Raw genomic sequence first — 17,388 nt, 5'->3', positions numbered from 1 at the left:
GGCCCGCTCGAGGGAGGAATGCCGCGATGGCAGCTCAGGGTCCGTTCGTCAGCACGATCACCGGCTCGTTCTCGCACCCGGCCGGTGACAACCCCACCGTGGCCATGGTCGAGGCGGCCTACCGGCACCACGAGCTGGACGCCAGGTACCTGAACTGCGACGTGCGAGACGTTGACCTCGCCGCCGCGGTGCGCGGTGCGGTCGCGATGGGCTGGGCCGGCTTCAACTGCTCGATCCCGCACAAGCTGGCCGTGATCGAGCACCTGGACGAGCTCGCCGAGTCCGCCGGCCTGATCGGCGCCGTGAACTGCGTCGTGCTCCGCGGTGGGCGTCTGGTGGGGGAGAACACCGACGGCCAGGGCTTCGTGGCCTCGCTGGCGGGCGTGGTCGACCTCACCGGGGCGCGCGTGGTCGTGCTCGGGTCGGGCGGCGCGGCGCGGGCGGTGGCAGTGGAGTCCGCGCTGGCCGGGGCGCTGTCGGTGGACGTGGTCAGCCGGTCCGCCGGGCCAGGGCGATCCCTGGTCGAGGTGCTGCGCGCCCGCACCGGCGCGACGTCCGAGCACGCCGGCTGGGACGGCGATCTCTCGCTCGACGTGCTCGGCCACGACGTCGACGTGCTGGTCAACGCCACGCCGATCGGCCTCGGCGACGCGGAGGCGCGCGTGCCGCTGGACCTGGCGTCGGTGCCGCCCTCCTGCGTGGTCGCCGATGTGATCCCGAACCCGCCGCGCACCCGGCTGCTGCGCGACGCCTCTGCGCGCGGCTGCCGGACGGTCGACGGGCTGGGCATGCTCGTCGCGCAGGCGGCGCACGCGATCAGGCTGTGGACGGGGCTGGAACCCGACCAGGCCGTGATGCGCGCCGCCCTCGAGCGGGCGCTGGGCCAGATCGCCTGACGTCCGCGAGAACCGTTGGCAGACAACGACTCTGGGATCCGGCTGCGGTCGCGGCAGGCCCAACGGGGCGGGCGCACGCGGCGCGCTGAGTCACGGAACGGTCACGGATTCCGGACGCGGCGTTAAATCCGTTGTGGCCTTTCGGGGGCTGGGTCTAGCCTTACATCCAACGCCAGAGACTGCCGTCTGCCAAAGACGTGCCCCGGACGAGAGATGGAGGTGAGACGCGTGGAGAACATCAGCACCCAGCTGGAGGTCATGCCGACCTGCAGCGCGCTCTCGCGTCCGCACGCCTCTCCGCGATCTGGGGTGGTCTCCGCGGACTTCGGCGCTCAGTACAAGGGGACGGGTCTGCCCTTCGGCGGTTTCGATGCTCAGTCCATCGTCACCCCGGCCACCGTTCGGGTGCGCACGGACAGCCCCTCGGGTATCACGACTTGGAGTCCACCGGTCTAAGCAGTTGACCGGCCCTCCACAGGCCGCGGAACCCGAACCCCGGGATCCGCGGCCTTTCTGTATTTGCCATCCGCCCACCGACGACCGGCAAGGACTCCATACCGATGACCACCACCTTGGCGCAGCGCCCGCTCCGCCTCCCCAAGCAGGCAGAACCCTGCCGAACCGCACTACCCCCCACCCACGAGATGGAGGTGACACCCATGCAGCTCACGACCTTGCTCGAACCGACCCTCGACGGCCGGGCCAACCAGCGTGCAATCCCGTGTCGCGCCAACGACGCGGAGCTCTGGTTCGCCGAGTCGCCGGCGGACGTCGAGCACGCGAAGTCCCTCTGCGGGGACTGCCCCGTCCGCACCGAATGCCTCGCCAGCGCCCTCGAGCGTCGCGAGCCATGGGGTGTCTGGGGCGGCCAGCTGCTCGTCCAGGGAGCCATCGTGGCGCGCAAGCGTCCGCGGGGCCGCCCGCGCAAGTGCGAGGCCGCAGCATGATCGCCGCCGCCCGCGTAGCAGATGTCACTTCCGTCCTGTCCGTCACCGACGGTCGGGGAACCCGTTCACTTTCTTCAAGGAGCACTCAGATGTATCAACTCATGCATGAAGACCTGGCTCGAGCCCATCTGAACCAAAGGCTGGCAGAGGCCGAGCGAGAACGACTGGGCCTGTACGTCCTGCGACTGGCGCGAGCGCGCCGCAAGCAGCGCAAGGCTCGTCAGCACGCGGAGAAGGCACAGCTCCAGCTGCGCGTGCTGGCCAGCTGAACTACGGAGCACCGCACCGCCCGACGGGGGTGTCGCCTCACGGCGGCACCCCCGTCGTCCTAGGGTTCGGGCGTGAACCCTGACGCCGGGCCGTCGCCGTCCACTGAAGCCAACCTGCGCGAGCAGGTGGTCGCAGCACTCACCGAGCCGGGCCTGGCCCATGCCGTGGACCTGGTCGCCTGGTGCGAGGGGGAAGGGTCCGCGCGCACCGCCCTGGTGGCGAACCACCGGGGCCGGGTGCGGCTGCACGCCGACGGCCGGCACGAGGTCCTGGCCGGTGCCGACCCGGTCGCCGACGAGAACCCGATGGCGTTCCTGCCGTACGAGCGCGAGGTCGCCGACCCCTCGCCGCCGAACGAGCGCAACGCCTACCCCTACGCCTACCGCCGGTTGGTCTCGCTGTTCGACGACCCGGACCGCAGCCCCGACCTGGCGGTCGTGCACACGCCCTCGCACTGGTTCGTCGACGAAGGCGGGCACCCCGGCGAGCACGGCTCGCTGGACGTGATCCAGTCCCGCGCCCCGCTGGTGCTGTCCGGGGCCGGTGTCGCTCGTCTCGGGTACGTCGACGACCACGCCTGGCTGGTGGACGTCGGACCGACCCTGGCCGCGGCCGCGGGGGTGCCGCTGGACGGGCTGGTGGACGGCGCCGGGCGGACGCTGGACGGCGCCCCGCTGACGCAGTACGTCGAACCCGGACGGCGCAAGGTCATCGGGATCCTGTGGGACGGCGGGCACTGCGGCGACCTGCTGCACCTGGCCGAGCAGGGTGAGCTGCCCGGTATCGCCCAGCTGGTCGAGCGGGGCTCGGCGCTGCGCGGCGGGGCGGTCGCGCACTTTCCGAGCATCACGCTGACCAACCACACCTCGATCCTGACCGGCGTCGGGCCGGGGCGGCACGGCGTGCTGGGCAACGTGTTCTACGACCGGCGGACCGGTGAGCGGGTGGTGCCGAATGACGCGAGCACCTGGCACCGCAGCGGCGAGTGGCTGCGGGAGGGGGTGCGCACGGTCTTCGAGATGGTGCACGACAACGTGCCGGCCCGGATGGACGGCTCCCCGCGGACGGCGAGCGTCGACGAGGCGATCGACCGTGGCGCCGACTACTCGACGATGGGCGTGATCCGGGCCAGCGGCTCCACGATGGGTTCCGGCGACCTGGACAGCCTGCTGCCCGACCCGTTCGCGTCGCGGTTCGTCGGCGAGCTGGCCCACCTGCAGGACGAGTACTTCCACTGGAGCTCGCAGGTAGACGACCTGGGGCTGCAGCAGATGCTGCAGCTCTGGGACTCGCCGACCACCGCACCGGACCTGACGTGGTGGGCCAACGTGGTGACCGACGCCGGTCATCACGCCGGCGGGCCGCGCTCGGCGATCGCGCGCGACTCGTTGCGGGACAGCGACCGCAGGCTGCAGGCATTCCTGGACCACCTGAGCGGGCTGGGGGTGCTGGACGACGTCACGATCGTGCTGACCGCCGACCACGGGTTCGAGTCGGCCGACCCGGGGTGCACCGGCTCCTGGCGCTCGGCGCTCGACGGGTTGGGCGTCGCGGTTCGCGACGAGGGGCCTGGGCTGATCTATCTCGACACACCGTAGTTTTTCGTGCAACAACAAGCGGGGCGCGTGAGTCAGGCGTAGCGTCGAAAGACATGAAGGCAAGGACGTCGGAACCGGCCGCCACGGTCATCGACGCCGTCACGTGCTCGGCCTGCGGTGCGACCTCACCGAAGGACGGCACCTGGCGGCTCACGTGGACGTCGAGCGTCGAGCGCGGGCGAACCGTCCGGGTCTGCGACCGGTGCTCGAGGGACAACCTGCGCAGCATCGAGGCCAAGCTGGACAGCGCCTGGTGGTAGGCGGGCGCTAGTCCCGCTCGCCGGCACTGAAACCGGGCAGGTGCTTGCTCAGCACCTCCTGCACGGCCACCTCGCCCTCGATCTGGCACAGCACCCCGATGCCGCCGAGCCAGACCCGGTGGATCAGCAGGTACTGCGGCGGCAGGTTGAGCTTGAGACCGACACCCCACTGCGGTCGCCGCGGATCGTTGATGTGGCCGAACAGGTCCCGCAGGAACTTGCGGGTGAAGCGGAACCTCTCCTCGCGTGCCGGAGCCAGGAAGGGCTCGAGGTAGGCGAGCAGGGCCTCGCCGTCCACCGCGATCGTCGGCTTGATGAAGCCGTCCTCTCGCAGCCCGGCGACGACTGCCTCGTGGTCGCCGGCCAGCCCGCGCTCCAGCAACCTGCCCATGTGCACCGGCAGGCCGTCCGGCAGCCGGTTGACCGCGCCGAAGTCCAGCACGCCGAGGCGGCCATCCGGGGTGAGCCGGAAGTTGCCCGGGTGCGGGTCGGCGTGCAGCAGCCCGGCGCGCTGCGGCCCGGCGAGCAGGAACTCCAGGTACCGCCCGGCCGCCAGGTCGCGCTCTTCCTGCGTGCCCTCGGCGATCACCTTGGACAGCGGCGTACCGTCCATCCACTCCGAGATGATCACGTGCTCACTGTTGGTCACCACGGCGGGGATGGCGAAGTCCGGGTCGCCGTCGAACGCCTCGGCGAACCCCCGCTGGGCCTGCGCCTCCAGCTCGTAGTCGAGCTCTTCGCGGGCTCGTCGCTGCAGCTCCTCCATGATCGGCTTGATGTCGATGCCGGGGATCCAGCCGGCCGACATCCGGGCAACCCGGGAGACCTGCGCGAGGTCGGACAGCAGCGCCTGGCCGGCGCCGGGGTACTGCACCTTCACCGCGACCTCGCGGCCGTCCTTCCACACCGCACGGTGCACCTGACCGATCGACGCGGCGGCGGCCGGGTCGTCGTCGAAGCTGGTGAACTTGCGTCGCCACTGGCTGCCGAGCTCGGCCGCGAGCACGGCGTGCACGGTCTTGGCGGGCATCGGCGGTGCGGCGTCCTGCAGCTTGGTCAGGGTGGCGCGGTAGGGGCCGGCGATCTCCTCCGGCAGGGCGGCTTCGAAGATGCTCATGGCCTGGCCGAACTTCATCGCGCCGCCCTTGAGCTCGCCGAGCACCTTGAACAGCTGCTCGGCGGTGCGCGCCTGCACCTCGGCTGCGACGAGCTCGGCCGGACGGCCGCCCACCCGCCGGCCGAAGCCCAGCGCGGTGCGACCGGCGAACCCCAGCGGAAGGGTGGCCAGCTTCGCCGTGCGGGTCACGGCCCTGCGGGGGAGCTCAGTCACGAGAGGCCTCTGTCACGAGAGTCATTGTCGCGTACGCCGGCGGCGGGACGAACGCAGCCGCAGCTTGGGTGCGCGCGCCAGCGTCGTCGCTGCACCGTGGCATCGGGCAGCAGGACGTCGAACGTGCGTCCGTGGGCGCTGGGTTCGACCTCGTCGTCCAGGTAGGTGAGCACCTGCAAGGCGGCCAACCCGGCGGCCACCGAGACCAGTCCCGTCTCGGCCCGGCCCGGCGCGGCGGCGCTCTGGCTGACCAGCTGGGCGGCGACGTGCGGCCAGCCGGGATCGCGATCGCGGCGGTGCAGGTCCAGGCAGCGCAGGCACGGCCCGCGCCCTGGGGTGACCAGCGGACCGACCACCACGCGGTCGGTGCCACACACCACGGCCAGGTGGGTCTGGTCCCGCTGCACCAGGTCGTCGCCGTGCCGCACGTCGACCGCGTCGTCGCGCACCAGCACCACGACGTCCGGCGCGCCCTGCGCGCCCACCGGCCCCGGCCCCGGGGCCGGACCGCGCGCCCGCGACGCGACGTCCGCCACCGAGCTCTGCCGGGAGCGGCCGACGTCCTCGTGCGTGTGACCACCCGGCCCGACGTCCTGCTCGCGGACCACGCCCACGTCGGTCGTGCTGACCCGACCGACGCCGGCCGCGGCGAGCAGGCCGACCAGCGCGGCGCCCAGCCGCCCGGCACCGTCCACCAGGACCGTGCGGGCCGCCCGGGCGGCGAGCACGCGGACGCCGTCCGGGCCGCACGGATAGGCCAGCGACCACGCCTCGGCGTCGGCCGCGAGCCGCTGGCGGGCCGACCCCCCGAGGACGCTCAGGTGCGCGCGGTCGGGCTGACCGGTCGACCCGGTGGCGGCGTCCACCAGCACGCCGGCGCCGGCCAGGGCCCGCACCAGCTCGCCGACCCGTGACGACGGCAGGTTGTGCTCTCGCGCGAGGTCGTCCAGCCTGGCCAGGTCGTGCCGGCCGTCCAACGCCGCGATCAGAGTGTCGTCGCCGCGCTGCAGGCCGGTGAGCACCGTGCCCTGCTGCGGGGAGAGCCCGAGCTGGAGCGTGGTGGCATCCCGCCACACGCGGCGGAGTCCGGGGCGGACCTGGGGTCTATGCACCTGCCAACCGTGACAGACCTGCCAGGTCGGGCGCTGCCGTCGTCCACAGGGGCAGGATCCGAGCGGGAACGCACCGAAGGGCGGCCCGCTTCGCGCGGACCGCCCTTCGGCGGAGTCTCTCGGGGCTCTGCTGGCGTAGCTCAGGCCTTGCCGAGGATGCGGTTCAGGTTGGTGCCACAGACGGGGCAGACGCCCTTGGCCATGCGACGGCCGTTCGTCTCGACGACCTTGCCCTCGGCCTCGCGCTTCTCCTTGCACTTCACGCAGTAGAACTCGCCGCTCCAGGTCTCGTCGGCCATGTGCTTCTCCTCGTCGTCTCGGGTGGTCTGTCGGTGGCGGTCGGCGTTCCGGCGCCCCTGTCGGGGTGACGCCGAACCTGGAAGACGGATGCCTTCGTGCTCACCGAGCGGCCCTCACCATAGTCCAGGTCGTGCTCAGCACGGTGGAGGGGGACCCCTTGGGGGGGCGTGGCGTGGCGGACCGGTGACCCACCGCAAAGAGCAGCGAGACCCCCCAGGGCGCGCGCGACTGCTCCCGCACCTTCCCCGTGTGCGGGTGGGAAGCCTGGTTATCCCGGGGGGCCTCGTGACCCGCAACGCTAGGACCGCACCCGCCGGGCGGTCAACGCGATCGGCGTGGTGCCTGTGGACGGGCCTCGGGACAACCTGTGGACATCCCCGTGCCTCCCTGTGGGAGACCGGGGGACCACGCTGTGGACGGGAAAGAATTTCGTGTCGGCAAACAGCCGCTGACCTGCGCAGATGCTCGTCCCCACCCTGTGAATTGAAACTCGTCGGCACCTCGGCCGGTCCCCCGACACGCAGCCCGTCACGGACTCAAGCACGGGCGACGTCGGTGCACGGGGGTAGCGTCGATGCATGGCTGAGGTCGAGGTGCGGCGCAGCCGTCGTCGCCGGCGCACGGTCAGCGCCTACCGCGAGGGCGGTCGCACCATCGTGCTCATCCCCGAGCGTTTCACCCGCGCCGAGGAGGTGGAGTGGGTCGCGGCCATGGTCCAGCGCCTCGAGGCGCAGGACCGGCGCCGTCGTCCGTCAGACGCGGCGCTGGCCCGCCGGGCGGCTGAGCTGTCTGCGCGCTACCTGGGCGGTCAGGCTCACCCCACCTCAGTCGCCTGGGTGTCCAACCAGGCCTCCCGCTGGGGTTCGTGCACCCCTTCGGATGGCACCATCCGCATCAGTTCACGGGTGCAGGGCATGCCCGCCTGGGTGCTCGACTACGTGCTGCTGCACGAGCTGGCCCACCTGGTGGAGCCGCGGCACGGCGCGGCCTTCTGGGCCCTGCTGGAGTCCTACCCGCGTACCGAGCGGGCCCGCGGCTACCTCGAGGGAGTTGCTGCGGCAGCCGGTTCCGCGATGGGCGAGGACGACGGCGCCGAGGACGGCGCCGCAGCCGCCGACGCCACCGAGGTCACCACCGACGACGCCGCGAGCTGACGCACCCGCGCCGCCACCCTGGCCAGTCGGCCGGGCAGGTCGTCCACCGCGGTGGACGGCAGCTGGTCGACCGGCCACCACGCGACGTGGTCGCTCTCGTCGCTGACCACCGGGACGGAGTCCGCGGCGGCGATCGCCACGAAGGCGACGTCCAGGTGCTCGCGGCAGCGACCGAACCGGGACGAGAGCGCGTGCCGGTCAAGGTCCACCGGAGCCAGCCCGGCCGAGCCGAGCAGCCGCAGCCCCGGCACGCCGGACTCCTCGACCCCCTCGCGCAGCGCGGCGGCGGCCAGACTGGTGTCACTCGGTTCGAGGTGCCCGCCGAACTGCACCCAGAAACCGCCCTTGCGGTGCAGCGTCAGCAGGGCGCGCTCGCCGCTGGGGTCCAGCACGAAGCAGCTGGCGGTCAGGTGCGCGGGCGGACCGTCGCGCCAGATGCCGTCCTCGTGCACGCGCAGGTGCGCCAGGTAGCCCTCGCGCAGCTCGGCCTGGGCGGACGTGGGCGGCTCCCACTCGCCAAGCACCCGGCGGACGTCGTCGAGCAGACCGCTCACGACTCGTCCGGTTGGTCCGACAGCAGGCGCTCGATCGCGGCGTCCACGTCCGCCGACTCGGCGGCCGCCTCGGCCCGCCGCTCGGCGTAGCCCATCGGGTCGTCCAGGTCGGCCGCCGTCGGCATCAGGTCGGGGTGCAACCACACCGCGTCGCGGGCCTCGACGCCACTGGCGTCACCGATCACCCGCCACAGGGCTGCCGCGTCGCGCAGCCGGCGCGGGCGGAGCTCGAGACCGACCAGCGCCGAGAAGGTCTGCTCCGCCGGGCCGCCGATGGCGCGACGGCGGCGGACGGTCTCACGCAGGCCGTCCGCGTGCGGCAAGGCGCTCGCGGCGGCGTCGGTGACGACCTCGACCCACCCCTCGAGCAGCGCGAGCGAGGTCTCCAGCCGGTCCAGTGCGGCCTGTTGCAGCGGCGTGCGCTCGGGCTCGAACAGGCCGCTGGACAGCGCCTGCTGCATGGACGCCGGGTCGCTCGGGTCGGTCTCACGCAGCGCGGACTCGATCCGCTCGGTGTCGATGGTGATGCCGCGGGCGTACTCCTCCACCGCGCCGAGCAGGGACGACGACAGCCAGGGCACGTGCGCGAACAGGCGGGACCGTGCTGCCTCCCGGACCGCCAGGTACAGCCGCACCTCGTCCGCCGGGACGTCCAGCCCCTCGCCGAAGGCCGCCACCCCGGACGGGATCAGCACGACGGCGCCGGACTCGACCAGTGGCAGGCCGATCTCGGTGCCGCTGACGACCTCGGTGGACAGCGTGCCGACCGCCTGGCCGACCTGCATGCCGAAGACCGAGCCGCCGATCTGGCGCATCAGCCCCGCACCTGCACCCCCGGGACCAGTCGCGGCCAGCGGACCGGCCAGCTCCGGCGGGACCTGCTTGGACAGCGCGTCCGACATGGCCCGCGCCACGCTCTCGGCCACCGGCTCGACCAGCCGCCGCCACACCGGCTTGGTGCCCTCGACCCACTCGGCCCGGCTCCAGGCCAGGCTGCGTGCACCCGCAGCGGGCAGCGTCGTCGCATCCGTGAGCCAGGTGTCGGCCAGGCGCAGGGCCTCGTCGACGGCGCGACGCTCGGCCTCCGACACGCTCGCGTCACCGTGTTCGCTGACCACCTGCCGGGCGACCTCACCGGCGATCTGCCAGTTGACCGGTCCGCCGTCGCCCGGCGTGTTGAGCATCCGCTGGACCTGTCCCATCATCGCCCGCACCTGGTCGGCGTCGACGTCGCCGGCACCGGCCGCGCGCAGAGCCTGTGCCATCGCCTCGGGGTCACCGCCGGCGAACATCGCGGCGAACGGATCGCCGTCGGCCGGGCCGTCGTCGCGGCCCTCGTCGTCGCGGCCCTGGTCGTCCGGGTCGGACGGGCCGAAGCCCATCGGTCGGTCGCTCATGTCTGCTCCTCGCTCCACCCGCCGGGTTGCCCGCGCCGTCCGCGCCGCTCTGCGAAGATGGCCGCCGGCCGTCGGTCGGCACCGTCACGACGATAACCAGGGAGGTCTCCCGTGAGTTCCCCTGCGGCGCCAGCATTCCCTGGATCTTCGCCGAAGGCTGAATCGGCCGGCTCGTCCAGACGCCGGGCCGGGCGACGAGCCCGCCGTCCCACCGTCGCGGTCGTCGGCGCCGCCGACCACCTCGGAACCCTGGTCACCGAACGGCTGGTCGCCGAGGTCGAGGCCGGTGCCATCGGCAAGGTGCTGGCGCTGGACGTCGAGCGCGGCACCGCGCAGCACGTGACCTGGCGGGTCGGCCCGCTGGACGCCCCCGACGTCGCCGAGCAGCTGCGCGGCGCGGACGTCGTGGTGATGCTGGCTGCCCCGACCGACCTCGCCTCGGCGCTCGCGGTTCCGGCGGCGAAGCGGCGCGACCACGCGGTGCGCCGGGCGCAGGCCGTGGCGACCGCCTGCGCCGCCGTCGGCGCCCAGCGGCTGGTCGCGGTGACCAGCGCCATGGTGCTGGGCGCGGCGGCCGACAACCCGGTGCCGCTGCCGGACGACGCCCCGATCGCCGCGGTGCCGGACGCTGGCACGGTGGGCGACCTGCTGGAGATCGAGCGGGTGCTGGCCCGGGTGCACCGCACCCACCCGGGGGTTGCGGTCACCGTGCTGCGACCGTCGGCGCTGGTCGGGCCCGGGGTCGACACCATCGTGTCCCGGCACTTCGAGGCGCCGCGGCTGCTGGTGCTGCGGGACGGCAAGACCTGCTGGCAGTTCTGCCACGTCGCCGACCTGGCCGACGCCGTCGCCACGGCCGTCGTGCAGCAGCTGGACGGCGCGCTCACCGTGGCCAGCGAGAGCTGGCTCGAGCAGGACGACGTGGAGCGGCTGTCCGGCATGCGTCGGGTCGAGCTGCCCGCCGCCCTGGCGTTCGGCACCGCCGAGCGGCTGCACCGGGTCGGGGTGCTGCCCGCGCCGGCCAGCGACCTGGCCTTCGTCGTGCACCCGTGGGTGGTCTCGTCCGCTCGGCTGCGGGAGGCCGGCTGGGCGCCGGTCCACGACAACGAAACCTGCCTCGGCGAGCTGCTCGAGGAGGTGCGCGGCCACCACGCCGTGGCCTCCCGGCGGCTGGACCGCAAGGACGCCGCACTCGGTGCTGCCGGTGCGGCCGTCGCCCTGGTCGGTACCGCAGCGCTGGTCCGCCGTCGTCGGGGGCGGCGGTCGTGAGCGGGCAGGTCCGGCTCTGCGAGCTTCGGGACGAGCCGCTGTCCGTCGACGAGGTGCTCGCCTCGGTCGCCGACCCGGCCGCGGGTGGTGTCTGCGTTTTCGTCGGGATGGTCCGTGACGTCGACCACGAGCGCGAGGTGACCGCACTGGACTACTCGGCGCACCCCAGCGCCGCAGATCGGCTGCGCGAGGTCTGCGAGCTGGTCGCCGGCCGGCACGACGTGGTGGCGCTCGCCAGCGTGCACCGGGTCGGGCACCTGGAGGTTGGCGACCTGGCCGTGGTGCTCGCTGCGAGCGCGCGGCACCGCGGCACCGCCTTCGAGGCGGCCCGCGACCTGATCGACACCCTGAAGTCCACGGTGCCGATCTGGAAGAACCAGGCGTTCGGCGACGGCGGCCAGGAGTGGGTGGGGCTGCCCTGAGTCGTCCCGAGGTGGCCCTGAGGCGGTCTACCCTCGTGGAGTGAGTGTTCGTGGGTGAGCCGTCGATCGCGGCGCTGTCGGTGTCCAGCGCGCCGTTCTGGTTCTGGTGGTTGGTGCCGGTCGCGGCCACCGTGCTGGTACTCGTGGTCGTCGGGCTCGTCCGGCGGGAGCGCAGGCCGCGCGACGGAGCAGACACGATCGACGACTACACCCGGTTTCGTGAGGCGATGGCGCAGCTGCGCCGGCAGGGACAGGACCGAGCATGAGCCAGCTGGACAGCCAGAGGTCGTTCGTCGACGCCCCACCCCCCGGGTCGTCGTCCGGGCTGACGTCGCGCAGCCTCACCATCGCGGTGACCGGTGTGCTGGCTATCGCGCTCGGCGCGGTCATCGCGCTGCTGCCCACGCCGTACGCGATCTACGCGCCCGGCCCGGCCACCAACGTGCTGGGCAAGGTCGGTGACCTCGCCCTGATCACCATCAAGCCTCCGACCAGCAGCTACCGCCCCACCGAGGGCAGCACGCTGGACATGACCACCGTGTCGGTCTTCGGTGGTCCCGGCCGCAAGGTGACGGTGCTCGACGTGCTGCGCAGCTGGGTGTCGCCGACCCGCACCGTGGTCCCGGTCGAGCAGGTGTTCCCGCCCGGGCAGACCGAGGGCCAGGCCGAGGCCGAGACCGCGGCAGAGATGTCGGACTCGCAGCAGCAGGCGACCGCCGCTGGGCTGCGGCTGGCCGGGTACACGGTGCCCGAGACGGTCACCATCGCCGATGTGAGTGCCGGCCTGCCGGCAGCGAAGGTGCTGAAGGCCGGCGACGTGATCACCGCGATCAACGGCACCAAGGTGGTGGACAGCACCAAGCTGCGCGAGGCCGTGCAGAAGCTCAAGCCTGGTGACCCGATCCTGGTCACGGTGCGCCGCAACGGAACCACCACCGAGGTGCACACCGTCACCGGCGCCTCGGACAACCGCACCGTGCTCGGCGTCGACCTGAAGACCACCTACGTCTTCCCGGTGGACGTCGAGTTCGCGACCAAGGACGTCGGTGGCCCGAGCGCCGGGATGATGTTCGCGCTGGGCATCTACGACCTGCTCACCGAGGGCGACCTCGGTGGCGGGGCGAAGATCGCCGGCACCGGAACGATCGACGGCGCCGGGACGGTCGGGCCGATCGGTGGGATCGCGCAGAAGCTGGTCGGTGCGCGGCGAGCCGGTGCGGAGTGGTTCATCGCTCCCGAGTCCAACTGCAACGAGGTCGTCGGGCACATCCCGCGCGGGCTGCACGTGGTGTCCACCTCGACGCTGAGCCAGTCGCGCACGGACGTCGAGCAGATCGCCGCGGGCAAGGGGTCGTCCCTGCCCACCTGCAAGTCCTGACGCTCCAGGGCGGTTCCGACGTCCGTTCGCGTTCAGTCCTGCAGGGTCGCGGTCAGTGCCGCGACCAGCCCGGGCACGAGGTCGGGACCGACCGCGACGGACGACGCGTCGTCCTGCTGGCGCTGCCGGACCCCGCACTGGTGCTCGCCCCCGCGCAGCACCGCGACGACCAGCCGGACGTCCTGGCGGGCCGGGTGGGCGGCCAGGTACTCGACGGCCTCCTCCGGCCCCGGGGGCAGGTCACGCTCGGCCTCGGGCGGGACGACGACCCGTTCGATGCTCAGCGCGACGCCATCCACGTCCGGGCCCCAGGCGAGCTGGCCCAGGATCGACTCCAGGTGCGAGGTGGCTGGCAGGCCCTCCTGCTCGATCGCGATCAGGTGACCGGGGTCGGCGTCCGCCGCGGTGATGGCGCCCGGCTCGAGCTGGCTGCGCAGCGCCGGCTCGCGCTCGAGCAGGGTGGCGGTGCGGACCAGGGCGAACAGCCGCGGAGGCTGGTCCCAGCCCGCCGACCCGACGTGCCGCTCGGTCTCGAGCAGCGCCCGGGTCAGCGAGTCGGCTGGGTCTGGATGCTCGGTCACGGTGCTCATCGTGCCAAACACCAGACCGTGACCATCCAACGGGAACCACAGGAAGCGCCGGTAAGTTGTCCGGACGAGGCGCCTGGTCGTGCCTGCACGCAGTCAGCAGAGGAGCAAACGTGAGCGTCAACCCACCGTGGGGTGGTTCGGGTCGTCGCAACGGCGACCGGCCGGTGGTCACGCCGCGACGGCGCGGCCCGCTGCTGCCGACCATCCTGGTGGTCGTCGGGCTCGTGCTGCTCGTGGTGTTCGCCTCGCGGTTGTGGGTGGACGTGCTGTGGTTCCAGTCCGTCGGCTTCACCAAGGTCTTCACCACCACGCTGTGGGCACGGGTGCTGCTGTTCTTCATCGGGGCGGTCCTGGTCGGCGGAGCGGTGGCGATCTCGCTGTCGGTGGCCTACCGGACCAGGCCGGTCTACGCACCGGTCTCGCCGGAGCAGGCGAGCCTGGACCGCTACCGCGAGCAGGTCGAGCCGCTGCGCAAGCTGGCCACGATCGTGCTGCCGCTGGCCGTCGGCCTGGTGGCCGGCGCCGCGACGTCCGGACGCTGGCAGGTCTACCTGATGTGGCGGCACCGCACGCCGTTCGGCATCAAGGACCCGCAGTTCGGCCTCGACGTCGGCTTCTTCGTGTTCACGCTGCCCTTCCTGCGGCTGGTGCTGAGCGTGCTGACCGCTGCGGTGGTGCTGTCCGCGATCGCGGCGTTCGTCGTGCACTACCTGTACGGAGGCCTGCGGCTGCAGGGCGGGGAGCAGCGCACGACGACGGCCGCCCGGGTGCACCTGTCGGTGCTGGTCGGCCTGTTCCTGCTGCTGCGCGGCGCCGGCTACTGGCTGGACCGCTACGGCCTGACCACCGCCAGCCACTCGCTGGCCCGCGACTTCACCGGTATGACGTACACCGACGTCAACGCGGTACTGCCGGCCAAGATGTTCCTGGCCATAGCCTCCATCGTGGTCGGGCTCGTGGTGATCGCCGCGATCTGGATGCGGTCGTGGCGGCTGCCCGGGCTCGGGGTGGGCCTGCTGATCATCTGCGCGATCGTGGTCGGTGGCATCTATCCCGCTGCGGTGCAACGGTTCCAGGTCAAGCCGAGCGAATCGACCCGCGAACGGCCCTACATCGAGCGCAACATCGCAGCTACCCGAGCGGCCTACGGGTTGAACGACGTCGACGTGCAGGAGTACGACGCCAAGACCAGTGTCACGACGGGTCAGCTGCGCAACGACGCCGAGACGGTGCCGGGCATCCGGCTGCTCGACCCTGCGCTGGTCTCGGACGCGTTCCGCCAGCTGGAGCAGGTGCGCCAGTACTACGCGTTCCCGGACAGCCTCGACGTCGACCGCTACGTGATCGGCGGCAAGTCCCAGGACACCGTGCTCGCGGTGCGCGAGCTGGAGCTGGCCGGCCTGGCGACCGCGCAGCGTAACTGGGTCAACGACCACACGACGTACACGCACGGCTTCGGCGTGGTGTCCGCGTTCGGCAACAAGCGCGAGACCGACGGCAAGCCGGTCTTCTCCGAGGGTGACATCCCGCCCACCGGCGAGCTCGGCACCTACGAACCCCGGATCTACTTCGGCGAGCAGTCGCCGTCCTACTCGATCGTCGGTGCGCCCAAGGGCACGGCGCCGGTGGAGCTGGACTACCCGGACGCCAGCGCGACCGGGCAGAAGAACAACACCTACACCGGCAAGGGCGGGGTCTCGATCGGGTCGTTCCCGCGTCAGGTCGCGTTCGCGATCGCCAACCAGGAGTACAACATCCTGGTCTCGGACCGGGTGAACAAGGACTCGAGGATCCTGTTCGACCGCAAGCCCCGCGACCGGGTCGAGAGGGTCGCGCCGTGGCTGACCGTGGACGGTGACCCGTACCCCGCCGTGGTGGACGGCCGGGTGCAGTGGATCCTGGACGGTTACACGACGTCCGACCGCTACCCGAACGCTCAGCGCTCGCAGCTCGGGGACGCCACCGCGGACTCGCTGACGGCGCAGACCCAGAGCGTGCAGGCGTTGGCGAACAACAAGGTCAACTACCTGCGCAACTCGGTGAAGGCGACGGTGGACGCCTACGACGGCACCGTGCGGCTGTACGCGTGGGACCCGACCGACCCGGTGCTGAAGACCTGGATGAAGGTCTACCCGGGTACGGTGCGGCCGCTGTCGCAGATCTCCGCCCAGCTGATGGCGCACCTGCGCTACCCCGAGGACCTGTTCAAGGTGCAGCGCCAGATCCTGGCGAAGTACCACGTCAGCGACCCGAGCGCCTTCTACGGCGGCAGCGACTTCTGGGGCGTGCCGGACGACCCGACGCACGCCGGCGCGGTGGACCAGCCGCCGTACTACCTGACCCTGCAGATGCCGGACCAGAAGGGCGCGTCGTTCTCGCTGACGTCGACGTTCATCCCCAGCGGTGCCGGCACCCGGAACGTGCTGACGGCCTTCGCCGCCGTCGACGCGAACGCCGGTGACGTGGCCGGACAGAAGCGCGAGGGCTACGGCAAGCTGCGGGTGCTGCAGCTGCCGAAGGACACGGTGGTCTCCGGGCCGGGCCAGGTGCAGAACAACTTCAACGCCTATCCGCCGTACACGAGCCAGCTCACCCTGCTGCGGCAGAGCGGCTCGACCAAGGTGGAGAGCGGCAACCTGCTCACGCTCCCGGTCGGTGGCGGTCTGCTGTACGTGCAGCCGGTCTACGTGCGCAGCACCGGCACGACGTCCTACCCGCTGCTGCAGAAGGTGCTGGTCGGCTTTGGCGACAAGATCGGCTTCGACGACACCTTGGACGGCGCGCTGGACCAGGTCTTCGGCGGGAACTCCGGTGCGACCGCCGGGGACGCCGGTGCTGGTGGCACGGGTGGGACCGGTGGAACCGGTGGGACCGGTGGCTCGGGTCAGCAGCTGACTGCCAACCAGGAGCTCAAGGCGGCGCTTGCGGCGGCGCAGCGGGCGATCCAGACCGGGCAGGCTGCCTTGGCCAAGGGTGACTTCGCGGCGTACGGCGAGGCGCAGAAGGAGCTGGACAACGCGCTGCAGCGGGCTGTGGATGCAGAGAACCAGCTGCAGACGCCGGCCCCGTCGGCCACGGCGAGCCCGTCGGCCACGGCGAGCCCGTCGGCCACCGCGTCACCCTCGGCTTCGGCAACTCCCTGAGGGCACGCGTGGAACCACAGGTCAGCTTCCTGACGTTCGCCACGGCGGACCTGGACGCGGCACGTGCGTTCTACGTGTCCGGGCTCGGCTGGACGCCGCTGTTGGACGTCCCTGACGAGATCGTGTTCTTCCAGGTCGCGCCGGGGCAGGTGCTCGGGTTCTTCGAGGCCGGCAAGTTCGCGGCCGATGCCGGGGGAGGGCCGCCGCCGGCGGTGAGTGGCGTGACTTTGTCGCACAACCTCGGCTCGCGGGCGGACGTCGACTCGACGGTGGCGTTGCTGGAGTCGGTCGGTGGGGTGGTGCTGCGGGCGCCGAGCGAGAGCGCGTTCGGCGGGATCTACAACGCCCACGTGCGCGACCCGAACGGGGTGGTCTGGGAGATCGCGCACAACCCCTCGTGGTCCGTGGCCGCTGACGGCACCGTCTCCCTGGCGTGAGGTCGGCTGCCGCGATGTTGATCACGTTAAGTAGGCGCAGTGCTGGTTATGCAGGCGTAGGACCCTGGACAAGTGGCACTAGGCCTCGAGAAGCACGTCGCTCTGAGGGCGACACGGGTCGGTGGCGCAATGCTCAACGGGGGCAGACGCCGGGTGGCCGGGTACCGATTTGGTTCGGTGGCCGGTCTGACGTAAGGTTGACGAAGTTCGGTCGCAAGGCCGGATCGGCGCGGGGTGGAGCAGCTCGGTAGCTCGCTGGGCTCATAACCCAGAGGTCGCAGGTTCAAATCCTGCCCCCGCTACAGTGTGATGTCTCAGGACATCGGCGACA

The 17,388-nt window shown here is 72.0% G+C and carries 19 protein-coding genes and 1 tRNA gene; 14 read left to right on the top strand and 6 right to left on the bottom strand.

What is annotated here, in order from left to right; all coding sequences use genetic code 11:
- The first annotated feature begins 26 nt into the window (after positions 1–26).
- The 6 genes from ACPPVT_RS16630 to ACPPVT_RS16605 all read left to right on the top strand — a co-directional run bounded on the left by ACPPVT_RS16630 (position 27) and on the right by ACPPVT_RS16605 (position 3,971).
- Complete coding sequence (locus ACPPVT_RS16630) at positions 27–896, top strand: shikimate dehydrogenase family protein (protein ID WP_426562166.1); 870 nt, start codon at positions 27–29, stop codon at positions 894–896.
- 228 nt (positions 897–1,124) lie between these two features.
- A complete protein-coding gene (locus ACPPVT_RS16625; protein ID WP_426562164.1) occupies positions 1,125–1,352 on the top strand; it encodes a hypothetical protein in 228 nt (75 codons plus the stop codon).
- 203 nt (positions 1,353–1,555) lie between these two features.
- A complete protein-coding gene (locus ACPPVT_RS16620; RefSeq protein WP_426562162.1) occupies positions 1,556–1,843 on the top strand; it encodes a WhiB family transcriptional regulator in 288 nt (95 codons plus the stop codon).
- A gap of 89 nt (positions 1,844–1,932) precedes the next feature.
- Positions 1,933–2,112, top strand: coding sequence for a hypothetical protein (locus ACPPVT_RS16615; protein ID WP_426562160.1), 180 nt, complete (start codon positions 1,933–1,935; stop codon positions 2,110–2,112).
- 72 nt (positions 2,113–2,184) lie between these two features.
- Positions 2,185–3,711, top strand: coding sequence for an alkaline phosphatase family protein (locus ACPPVT_RS16610; RefSeq protein WP_426562158.1), 1,527 nt, complete (start codon positions 2,185–2,187; stop codon positions 3,709–3,711).
- A 53-nt stretch (positions 3,712–3,764) separates the two neighbouring features.
- On the top strand, positions 3,765–3,971 hold the full coding sequence (locus ACPPVT_RS16605) for a hypothetical protein (protein ID WP_426562156.1): 207 nt from the start codon (positions 3,765–3,767) through the stop codon (positions 3,969–3,971).
- Positions 3,972–3,978: 7 nt separating this feature from the next.
- Here ACPPVT_RS16605 and ACPPVT_RS16600 read toward each other — a convergent pair whose 3' ends face one another.
- The 3 genes from ACPPVT_RS16600 to ACPPVT_RS16590 all read right to left on the bottom strand — a co-directional run bounded on the left by ACPPVT_RS16600 (position 3,979) and on the right by ACPPVT_RS16590 (position 6,712).
- Positions 3,979–5,301 (bottom strand): ABC1 kinase family protein, encoded by a 1,323-nt coding sequence (locus tag ACPPVT_RS16600; RefSeq protein WP_426562154.1) that lies wholly within the window; start codon positions 5,299–5,301, stop codon positions 3,979–3,981.
- Positions 5,298–6,413: a ThiF family adenylyltransferase gene (locus tag ACPPVT_RS16595; RefSeq protein ID WP_426562152.1), complete on the bottom strand. Its 1,116-nt coding sequence runs from the start codon at positions 6,411–6,413 to the stop codon at positions 5,298–5,300. The genes ACPPVT_RS16600 and ACPPVT_RS16595 overlap by 4 nt, the downstream gene beginning before the upstream one ends.
- Positions 6,414–6,553: 140 nt before the next feature.
- Positions 6,554–6,712 (bottom strand): DUF5679 domain-containing protein, encoded by a 159-nt coding sequence (locus ACPPVT_RS16590; protein WP_426562150.1) that lies wholly within the window; start codon positions 6,710–6,712, stop codon positions 6,554–6,556.
- 579 nt (positions 6,713–7,291) lie between these two features.
- Between ACPPVT_RS16590 and ACPPVT_RS16585 the strand changes: the two genes are divergently transcribed.
- On the top strand, positions 7,292–7,867 hold the full coding sequence (locus ACPPVT_RS16585; protein WP_426562148.1) for a M48 family metallopeptidase: 576 nt from the start codon (positions 7,292–7,294) through the stop codon (positions 7,865–7,867).
- On the opposite strand, the gene ACPPVT_RS16580 is transcribed toward ACPPVT_RS16585, so the two are convergent.
- On the bottom strand, positions 7,750–8,421 hold the full coding sequence (locus tag ACPPVT_RS16580) for an NUDIX hydrolase (RefSeq protein ID WP_426562147.1): 672 nt from the start codon (positions 8,419–8,421) through the stop codon (positions 7,750–7,752). The genes ACPPVT_RS16585 and ACPPVT_RS16580 overlap by 118 nt on opposite strands.
- The gene (locus ACPPVT_RS16575; RefSeq protein WP_426562145.1) at positions 8,418–9,818 is read right to left on the bottom strand and encodes a zinc-dependent metalloprotease; all 1,401 of its coding nucleotides are present in this window, start codon (positions 9,816–9,818) and stop codon (positions 8,418–8,420) included. The genes ACPPVT_RS16580 and ACPPVT_RS16575 overlap by 4 nt, the downstream gene beginning before the upstream one ends.
- A 111-nt stretch (positions 9,819–9,929) precedes the next feature.
- On the opposite strand from ACPPVT_RS16575, the gene ACPPVT_RS16570 reads away from it, so the two are divergent.
- The 4 genes from ACPPVT_RS16570 to ACPPVT_RS16555 are packed head-to-tail and all read left to right on the top strand — an operon-like array spanning position 9,930 to position 12,887.
- Positions 9,930–11,087 carry an NAD-dependent epimerase/dehydratase family protein gene (locus ACPPVT_RS16570; protein WP_426562143.1) on the top strand — a complete coding sequence of 386 codons (1,158 nt, stop codon included), beginning with the start codon at positions 9,930–9,932 and terminating at the stop codon, positions 11,085–11,087.
- Complete coding sequence (locus ACPPVT_RS16565) at positions 11,084–11,509, top strand: molybdenum cofactor biosynthesis protein MoaE (RefSeq protein ID WP_426562141.1); 426 nt, start codon at positions 11,084–11,086, stop codon at positions 11,507–11,509. Before ACPPVT_RS16570 ends, ACPPVT_RS16565 begins: the two co-directional genes overlap by 4 nt.
- A 50-nt stretch (positions 11,510–11,559) precedes the next feature.
- Complete coding sequence (locus ACPPVT_RS16560) at positions 11,560–11,775, top strand: hypothetical protein (protein WP_426562139.1); 216 nt, start codon at positions 11,560–11,562, stop codon at positions 11,773–11,775.
- Positions 11,772–12,887 (top strand): YlbL family protein, encoded by a 1,116-nt coding sequence (locus ACPPVT_RS16555; RefSeq protein WP_426562137.1) that lies wholly within the window; start codon positions 11,772–11,774, stop codon positions 12,885–12,887. Before ACPPVT_RS16560 ends, ACPPVT_RS16555 begins: the two co-directional genes overlap by 4 nt.
- A 32-nt stretch (positions 12,888–12,919) precedes the next feature.
- Here the strand turns inward: ACPPVT_RS16555 and ACPPVT_RS16550 are convergent, their stop codons facing one another.
- The gene (locus ACPPVT_RS16550) at positions 12,920–13,477 is read right to left on the bottom strand and encodes a PPA1309 family protein (RefSeq protein ID WP_426562135.1); all 558 of its coding nucleotides are present in this window, start codon (positions 13,475–13,477) and stop codon (positions 12,920–12,922) included.
- Between the two features lie 110 nt (positions 13,478–13,587).
- Between ACPPVT_RS16550 and ACPPVT_RS16545 the strand changes: the two genes are divergently transcribed.
- From ACPPVT_RS16545 to ACPPVT_RS16535, 3 genes are all read left to right on the top strand, one after another.
- A complete protein-coding gene (locus ACPPVT_RS16545) occupies positions 13,588–16,620 on the top strand; it encodes a UPF0182 family protein (RefSeq protein ID WP_426562133.1) in 3,033 nt (1,010 codons plus the stop codon).
- An 8-nt stretch (positions 16,621–16,628) separates the two neighbouring features.
- Entirely contained in the window at positions 16,629–17,057 is a 429-nt protein-coding gene (locus ACPPVT_RS16540) for a VOC family protein (RefSeq protein ID WP_426562131.1), read from the top strand.
- Between the two features lie 228 nt (positions 17,058–17,285).
- A tRNA-Met gene (locus ACPPVT_RS16535) sits at positions 17,286–17,359 on the top strand.
- The last annotated feature ends 29 nt before the right edge of the window (positions 17,360–17,388 follow it).

It is taken from the genome of Angustibacter sp. McL0619, assembly GCF_049994355.1.
Taxonomy (GTDB): Bacteria; Actinomycetota; Actinomycetes; order Actinomycetales; family Angustibacteraceae; genus Angustibacter.
The sequence above is the reverse complement of the archived record's forward strand: the minus strand, read 5'-3'. Positions and strand labels throughout refer to the sequence as shown.